General features: G+C 60.7%; 7 protein-coding genes. 4 read left to right on the top strand and 3 right to left on the bottom strand.

Annotation, left to right across the window (positions count from 1 at the left end):
- Positions 1–346 precede the first annotated feature (346 nt).
- Complete coding sequence (rhtA, locus tag ACYP2Q_RS16510) at positions 347–1,234, top strand: threonine/homoserine exporter RhtA (protein WP_459731421.1); 888 nt, start codon at positions 347–349, stop codon at positions 1,232–1,234.
- 168 nt (positions 1,235–1,402) lie between these two features.
- Complete coding sequence (locus ACYP2Q_RS16505) at positions 1,403–1,684, top strand: hypothetical protein (protein ID WP_459731420.1); 282 nt, start codon at positions 1,403–1,405, stop codon at positions 1,682–1,684.
- A 15-nt stretch (positions 1,685–1,699) separates the two neighbouring features.
- On the opposite strand, the gene ACYP2Q_RS16500 is transcribed toward ACYP2Q_RS16505, so the two are convergent.
- Positions 1,700–2,260 (bottom strand): TetR/AcrR family transcriptional regulator, encoded by a 561-nt coding sequence (locus ACYP2Q_RS16500; protein ID WP_459731419.1) that lies wholly within the window; start codon positions 2,258–2,260, stop codon positions 1,700–1,702.
- A 93-nt stretch (positions 2,261–2,353) separates the two neighbouring features.
- Between ACYP2Q_RS16500 and ACYP2Q_RS16495 the strand changes: the two genes are divergently transcribed.
- Together ACYP2Q_RS16495 and ACYP2Q_RS16490 are read left to right on the top strand one after the other, a co-directional pair.
- A complete protein-coding gene (locus tag ACYP2Q_RS16495; RefSeq protein WP_459731417.1) occupies positions 2,354–3,082 on the top strand; it encodes an SDR family oxidoreductase in 729 nt (242 codons plus the stop codon).
- A 36-nt stretch (positions 3,083–3,118) separates the two neighbouring features.
- A complete protein-coding gene (locus tag ACYP2Q_RS16490; RefSeq protein ID WP_459731416.1) occupies positions 3,119–3,709 on the top strand; it encodes a 2-hydroxychromene-2-carboxylate isomerase in 591 nt (196 codons plus the stop codon).
- A gap of 45 nt (positions 3,710–3,754) precedes the next feature.
- On the opposite strand, the gene ACYP2Q_RS16485 is transcribed toward ACYP2Q_RS16490, so the two are convergent.
- Together ACYP2Q_RS16485 and ACYP2Q_RS16480 are read right to left on the bottom strand one after the other, a co-directional pair.
- The gene (locus ACYP2Q_RS16485) at positions 3,755–5,563 is read right to left on the bottom strand and encodes an aminopeptidase P family protein (RefSeq protein ID WP_459731415.1); all 1,809 of its coding nucleotides are present in this window, start codon (positions 5,561–5,563) and stop codon (positions 3,755–3,757) included.
- 64 nt (positions 5,564–5,627) lie between these two features.
- Positions 5,628–6,785 (bottom strand): aminotransferase class V-fold PLP-dependent enzyme, encoded by a 1,158-nt coding sequence (locus tag ACYP2Q_RS16480; protein ID WP_459731414.1) that lies wholly within the window; start codon positions 6,783–6,785, stop codon positions 5,628–5,630.
- Between the last annotated feature and the right edge of the window lie 62 nt (positions 6,786–6,847).

Below are 6,847 nucleotides of genomic sequence, written 5' to 3'. Positions count from 1 at the left end.
AACCACTTGCGCTTCAGATCTCTCGTCAGCGGGAGGCGAATTCTACAGCGTTACACGCTGCTGTCAACACCTCTTTTTCAACTTCCTTCGCGCTTCGATGAACTGAAGCAACCTGCTGCCGAAAACCTCGTAACTCATTGTTTACCAAGGAGTTTTCCGTTTCGACTGCGCCGGAAGTGGGGCGAATTATAGGCTTCCAGAATCTGCCGTCAAGCACTGATTTGCTTTATCTATCGATAGACACAAAAACACTGCTTATATATAGATGCGCGGGCAGCGTTTGCGCAGTATATTGCTCAACACAAAATATAACACTCAAGCTCCATACCTCGGACGGTGCCTCCCAATGAACGATCAGCCACGCAGCCTTGCCTCGACCCTGTTTTCGGTCGGCCTGCTATTAATAGCCATGGCATCGATTCAGTCGGGAGCCTCACTGGCCAAAAGCATGTTCCCGATTATCGGCGCCCAGGGCACCACCACCCTGCGCTTGACCTTCGCCAGCGTGATCATGGTGTTGCTGCTGCGCCCATGGCGGGCCAAGCTCACCGCACAGTCACTGCGCACCGTCATTGTCTATGGCATGGCACTGGGCGGCATGAACTTCCTCTTCTATATGTCCCTGCGCTCGGTCCCCCTGGGTATCGCGGTCGCGCTGGAGTTCACCGGGCCATTGGCCGTTGCCATCTACGCCTCCCGCCGCGCCATCGATTTCTTGTGGATAGCCCTTGCCGCTGTCGGCTTGCTGCTGTTGATACCGACGGGCGCAACAGCGCAAGGCATCGACCTGCTGGGGGCCGGTTACGCATTGGGCGCAGGTGCCTGCTGGGCGCTGTACATTCTTTTCGGGCAAAAGGCCGGCGCTGACAACGGTGTACAGACCGCCGCCCTGGGCGTGGTGATTGCCGCACTGTTCGTCGCCCCGATCGGCATTGTTCATGCCGGTGCGGCGCTGTTGACCCCGTCATTGATTCCGATCGCCCTCGGTGTTGCCGTCCTGTCCACGGCCCTCCCCTATACGCTGGAAATGGTCGCCCTCACGCGCATGCCGGCCAGGACCTTCGGTACTTTGATGAGCATCGAGCCGGCGGTGGGCGCCTTGTCCGGCCTGTTGTTCCTGCAGGAATACCTGTCTTTGTCACAGTGGATGGCCATCCTGTGCATCATCCTGGCTTCCGTGGGTGCCACCATGACCATGGGCAACACTGCCAAACCCGCCATTGCAGCTGATTGAGGGACGGATTTGCACAGACTCTGGTATTCGCCGCTCAATTAGGCCATGTTTAGGACCGCAACCCATGCCAGAAATGGATTTTTTCAGGACAGGGACCTCAAAACGATTCATGCGCAAGCGAATACTGCCAGACCGGGCGACAGATCCGGGAACGCTACAAGGATAGCAATGAAACGAATTTTGATACTGATCGCCGTTCTTGCAGTTGCGGGCTGCGCGGCGACCGCCAAACCCCAGACCAAACACGGCAAGAAAGGCATCCACATCAACTGTTCGGGGCTGTCGTCCTCATGGGAGCAGTGCTACACCAGCGCCGCCAACTCGTGCGCCCCCAAGAGCTACAAGGTCATCGCCAAATCAGGCGACGCCGTGGAAGAACCGGGTGATTATCTGTTCGGGATCAACCCCGCGGGCTACACCAGCCGCAGCATGATCGTCATCTGCAAATAATCTGAGGCCGCCCTGTCAGGCCCTCGGGCCTGCCAGCTGGCGGCCAATCTCTTCATGACTGGACTTCAGCACCTTGCGCTGCAGATCAGGCGTGGCAAGCATCCGCGCCACCACCAGTGCACCGATGCATTGCGACAGAATCGCCCAGGCCAGGCTGTCGCTCTCGAGCACCCGCGACCAACTCTCCTGAAGCTGGCAGATCCAGTGCTCCGCCTGCTGTCGAATCAGCAGATCTGAGCGGGCAATCTCGGCCCCCAATGCCGGTAATGCACAACCGGTTTCGGGGTGCTCGACGTGGGACATGCTCAAGTAGAGCTTCAGGCAACGCTCGAATTTGTCGCGATCCTGGTCAGCCCCCAACCGCTCCAGGCTTTGCCGCAGCTCACGCTCGACAATGGAAGCGAACAACTCGTCCTTCGACGCGAAGTGACTGTAGAACGCGCCACCGCTCAAGCCGATGGCCTTCATCAAACCGTCGACACCTACCGTGGAAAAACCGGATTGCTTGGCAGACACCGCGCTGCTTTGCAGCAGTTTCTCTCGGGTTTGCAGCTTGTGACTGGCTGAATAACGCATTGTCCTTACCTCTGGTTCGATCATCTTGACGCCTGTCGAATCGTAGCATAACGTTCGTTTAGTTAACGATCGTTTATTAAAGAGGTCCAGGCAATGAATAACAAGAAGGTCGTACTGGTTGTCGGCGCGGGGGACGCCACGGGTGGCGCTATTGCCAAACGCTTTGCACAGGAGGGATTTGTTGCCTGCGTGACCCGGCGCAGCGCGGACAAGCTCCAGCCTCTGGTCGATGCCATCAACGCCGCCGGCGGTGAAGCCCAAGGCTTCGCCTGCGATGCCCGCAAGGAGGACGATGTGGTCGCACTGGTTGAGCAAATCGAAAGCGAGATCGGCCCGATCGAAGCGTTCGTGTTCAATATCGGCGCCAACGTTCCTTGCAGCATTCTCGAAGAAACCGCCCGCAAGTATTTCAAGATCTGGGAAATGGCCTGCTTCTCAGGTTTTCTCAATGGCCGGGAAGTGGCCAAGCGCATGGCCAAGCGGCAACGGGGCACCATCCTGTTCACCGGCGCCACCGCCGGTTTGCGCGGCGCCGCAGGTTTTGCGGCATTTGCCGGCGCCAAGCACGGGATCCGCGCGCTGGCACAAAGCATGGCACGCGAACTCGGGCCGATGAATATCCATGTCGCCCACGTCGTCGTCGACGGCGCCATCGATACCGATTTCATCCGTGACAGTTTCCCCGAGAAGTACGCGACCAAGGATCAGGACGGCATTCTCGACCCCGAACACATCGCAGAGAACTATTGGTACCTGCACAGCCAGCCCCGCGATGCCTGGACCTTCGAACTGGACCTGCGCCCCTGGAGCGAACGCTGGTAACCCCTCCCCTACAACAACAAAAAGAGTGCATCGACCATGAGCAAGATCGTGGAGTTCTATTTCGACCTGGGCAGCCCCGCCACCTACCTGGCGTACACCCAACTACCGAAGATCTGTGAGCAGACCGACAGCCAGTTGATCTACGTGCCCATCCTGCTCGGCGGCGTGTTCAAAGCCACCGGCAACGCTTCCCCGGCGACCATACCTGCCAAGGGTCGCTACATGTTCATAGACCTGGATCGGTACGCCAAACGCTATGGCGTGCCATTGAAAATCAACCCGCACTTCCCGATCAACACACTACTGCTCATGCGTGCCGTGACAGGTGTGCAGTTGCGCCAACCTGAGCGCTTTGCCGCGCTCATCGATTGCCTGTTCAAGGCGCTGTGGATCGACGGTCGCAACCTCAATGAGCCGGCCACTGTCGGGGCAGTACTGAGCGAAAACGGCTTCGACCCGGAAGAAATCCTGGCCCTGAGCGCTGACGAAGAGGTCAAGAACGCCCTCAAGGAAGCCACCGAAAAAGCCGTGCAACGCGGCGTATTCGGCGCACCGAGCATGTTTGTTGGTGATCAGCTGTTCTTTGGCCAGGACCGACTGGATTTTGTCATCGAAGCCCTGAGTTAAGACCCGAGGCTCGGGCGCTGGAGACAGCGCCCGAGCTCAAGCCAATCAGATAGCCGCGGTACGCGTGTTCAACCACTCCAGCGCAGCGCCGTCGAGCAACGGGCTCAAACGCTCGCGCACTTCGGCGTGGTAAGCGTTGAACCACTGCTTTTCTTCCTCGCTCAGCAACGAGGTTTCCAGGCAGCGTGTGTCAATCGGGCACAGCGTCAGGGTTTCGAAACTTAGGAATTCGCCGAATTCGCTGGTGCCTGCCTCGCGGTTCATCGCCAGGTTCTCGATGCGCACACCCCAGCGGCCTGGACGGTAGGTGCCCGGCTCGATCGACGTGATCATGCCTGGCAGCATCGCGGTTTGCGGAGCGGGTGCAGCTTGGTACGCAATCACCTGCGGACCTTCGTGAACGTTGAGGAAGTAGCCGACGCCGTGGCCGGTGCCGTGACCATAGTCGACGCTTTCAGCCCAGATCGGTGCCCGGGCAATGGCGTCCAGCAGTGGCGACAGGATGCCTTTGGGGAATCGTGCACGGGACAGCGCGATCACGCCCTTGAGCACGCGAGTGCAGTCGCGTTTCTGTTCTTCCGTCGGCGTGCCGACCGCAACCATCCGAGTGATGTCGGTGGTACCACCCAGGTACTGGCCGCCGGAATCGATCAGCAACAGGCCGTCACCTTCGATCACCGCGTGCTCTTCTTCGGTGGCGTGGTAATGGGGCATTGCGCCGTTGGCGTTGAAGGCGGCAATGGTGTTGAAGCTCAGCGACACGTAGCCCGGACGGCGCTCGCGCGCCGCGGTGAGTTTTTCGTCGATGGTCAGTTCGGTAATCCGCTCACGGCCCCAGGCCGATTCGAGCCAGGTGAAGAACTCGCACAGCGCCGCGCCGTCCTGCTCCATGGCCTGGCGGATGTGTTCGGCGTCGGCCAGGCTCTTCCGGGACTTGGCCAAGGTGGTCGGATTCAGGCCTTCGAGCAGTTTGACAGCGCTGTCGAGATTACCCAGCAGGCCCGCGGTGACCCGTGCCGGGTCGACCAGCAGGCTCGCCCCAGCCGGCACCGCGCGCAGGGCCTCGGCCACTTCGCTGTAATCGCGCAAGGTCACGCCGTCCTGTTCCAGAGCCGCACGCAACTGCGCATCGACCTTGCTCAGCGCCACGAATAGCGTCGCCTGCTGCTGGCTGATCAAGGCGAAGGAAACGAACACCGGGTTGAACGACACATCGCCGCCGCGCAGGTTGAACAGCCAGGCGATGTCATCCAGGGTGGCGATGAAATGCCAGTCGGCACCACGCGCCTGCAGGGTTTCGCGCAGCTTGGCGAGTTTTTCGCCGCGGCTGACGGTGGCCTGTGGCGGCAAGTGCTGATAGATCGGCTCGTTCGGCAGGCCCGGGCGATCGCTCCAGACTTCGCTCAACAGGTCGATGTCGGTGCGCAGGCGCGCACCCCGCTCTTCCAGCTTGCTACCCAGCGTGCGAGCCGAAGCCACCGCCATCACCGCACCATCGACCGCGACCACGCCGCCTTGCGGGGTTTGCTCGGCCACCCAGTCCAGCGGCCCGGGTTGTCCGGGTTGCAGCTTGACCAGTTCGATGCCGCTGCCTTTGAGTTCCTTGCTCGCCTGCTCCCAATAACGGCTGTCGGCCCAGACGCCGGCGAAATCCGCAGTGACGATAAGGGTGCCGACCGAGCCGTGGAAACCCGACAGCCATTGACGCCCTTGCCAGTAACCCGGCAGGTATTCGGACAGGTGGGGATCGGCAGACGGCACCAGCAAGGCATGGATGCCCTCCCGGCTCATCAGCTCGCGGGTTTGCGCCAGGCGCTGGGGCACTGACCCGGTGATCGAAAACTGCGTATTCATCGTGACTCCTGCTAACCACTCGTCATTATTGTTCGATGCCGATCCAGGTCGGCACTTTGTTGCCCTATTGCCAGAATGCCGGAGCACTGGCGCAGGCGGTTTTAATCAGCTGTACCGCTTGATCGATATCCTGTTCGGTGGTGAAACGCCCCAGGCTCAAGCGAATGGTACGACTCGCCGTACGGGCATCATGTCCCAGGGCCAGAAGCACATGGGAGGGTGTATTGCTGGCGGAATTACAGGCCGAGGTCGCGGAAAACGCCATCGAGGCGAGCAATGCCGCCGAGTTGAACTCGCCTTCACTGAAGGTCAGGCTCAACGTGTGCGGGATGCGTTGAGTCACGCTGCCATTGAGTCGCACGCCGGGAATGCCCAGCAATTGCTCGAGCAGGCGTTCGCGCAGGTGCACGATCAAGGCTTTTTCTTCATCGAACGAGGCCGCCGCCAGGGCAAAGGCCGCACCCATCGCGGCAATCTGGTGGGTCGCCAACGTACCGGAGCGCAGGCCGCCTTCGTGACCGCCGCCGTGGATCTGCGCCAGCAAGCGCTGCTGCGCACGCGGGCCGACGTACAGCGCGCCGATGCCTTTGGGGCCATAGAGCTTGTGCGCCGAGAAGGACATCAGGTCCACCGGCCACTGCGCCAGGTCGATCGCCACCTTGCCCGCGCCTTGCGCCGCGTCGACATGAAACAACGCATTGCGCCCGCGCACCACCTGGCCGATGGCCGGGATGTCGTTGACCGTGCCCAGTTCATTGTTGACCAGCATCAGCGACACCAGGAAGGTGTCCTCGCGCATGGCTGCGCTGACCGCTTGCGCGCTGATCAGGCCATCGGTGTCCGGCACCAGGTACGTCACCGCCACGCCGCTGTCCTGCAACTGCCTGGCGGTGTCGAGGATGGCCTTGTGTTCGATCTGGCTGGTGATGATGTGGCCGCCGGCCAAGCCGCGTGCCTGGGCAACACCCTTGAGGGCAAGGTTGTTGGATTCGGTGGCTCCCGAGGTCCAGACGATCTGGTCAGGCATGGCGCCGACCAGTTCGGCGACCTGGCGCCGCGCCTGCTCGACCGTTTGCCGGGCCTGTTGGCCAAAGGCATGGGAGCTGGAAGCCGGATTGCCGAAATTGCCGTCAAAGCCCAGGCACTCGACCATGATCTTGATGACTCGCTCATCCACCGGCGTGGTGGCGGCGTAGTCGAAATACAGCGGACGTTTAATCATAAAAAGACTCGCAGAGCGTTTTCCGGGATCAGGAAGCTCATGACTGCAAACGGCAAGACGCA

The sequence above is a fragment of the Pseudomonas sp. MHK4 genome (assembly GCF_054600775.1).
The sequence above is the reverse complement of the archived record's forward strand: the minus strand, read 5'-3'. Positions and strand labels throughout refer to the sequence as shown.

Bases quoted from the DNA above. Each gene is read 5' to 3' on its own strand.
- ACYP2Q_RS16490 (WP_459731416.1), top strand. From the start codon at position 3,119: ATGAGCAAGATCGTGGAGTTCTATTTCGACCTGGGCAGCCCCGCCACC.
- ACYP2Q_RS16485 (WP_459731415.1), bottom strand. From the start codon at position 5,563: ATGAATACGCAGTTTTCGATCACCGGGTCAGTGCCCCAGCGCCTGGCG.
- ACYP2Q_RS16480 (WP_459731414.1), bottom strand. From the start codon at position 6,785: ATGATTAAACGTCCGCTGTATTTCGACTACGCCGCCACCACGCCGGTG.
- ACYP2Q_RS16495 (WP_459731417.1), top strand. From the start codon at position 2,354: ATGAATAACAAGAAGGTCGTACTGGTTGTCGGCGCGGGGGACGCCACG.
- ACYP2Q_RS16505 (WP_459731420.1), top strand. From the start codon at position 1,403: ATGAAACGAATTTTGATACTGATCGCCGTTCTTGCAGTTGCGGGCTGC.
- ACYP2Q_RS16500 (WP_459731419.1), bottom strand. From the start codon at position 2,260: ATGCGTTATTCAGCCAGTCACAAGCTGCAAACCCGAGAGAAACTGCTG.
- rhtA (WP_459731421.1), top strand. From the start codon at position 347: ATGAACGATCAGCCACGCAGCCTTGCCTCGACCCTGTTTTCGGTCGGC.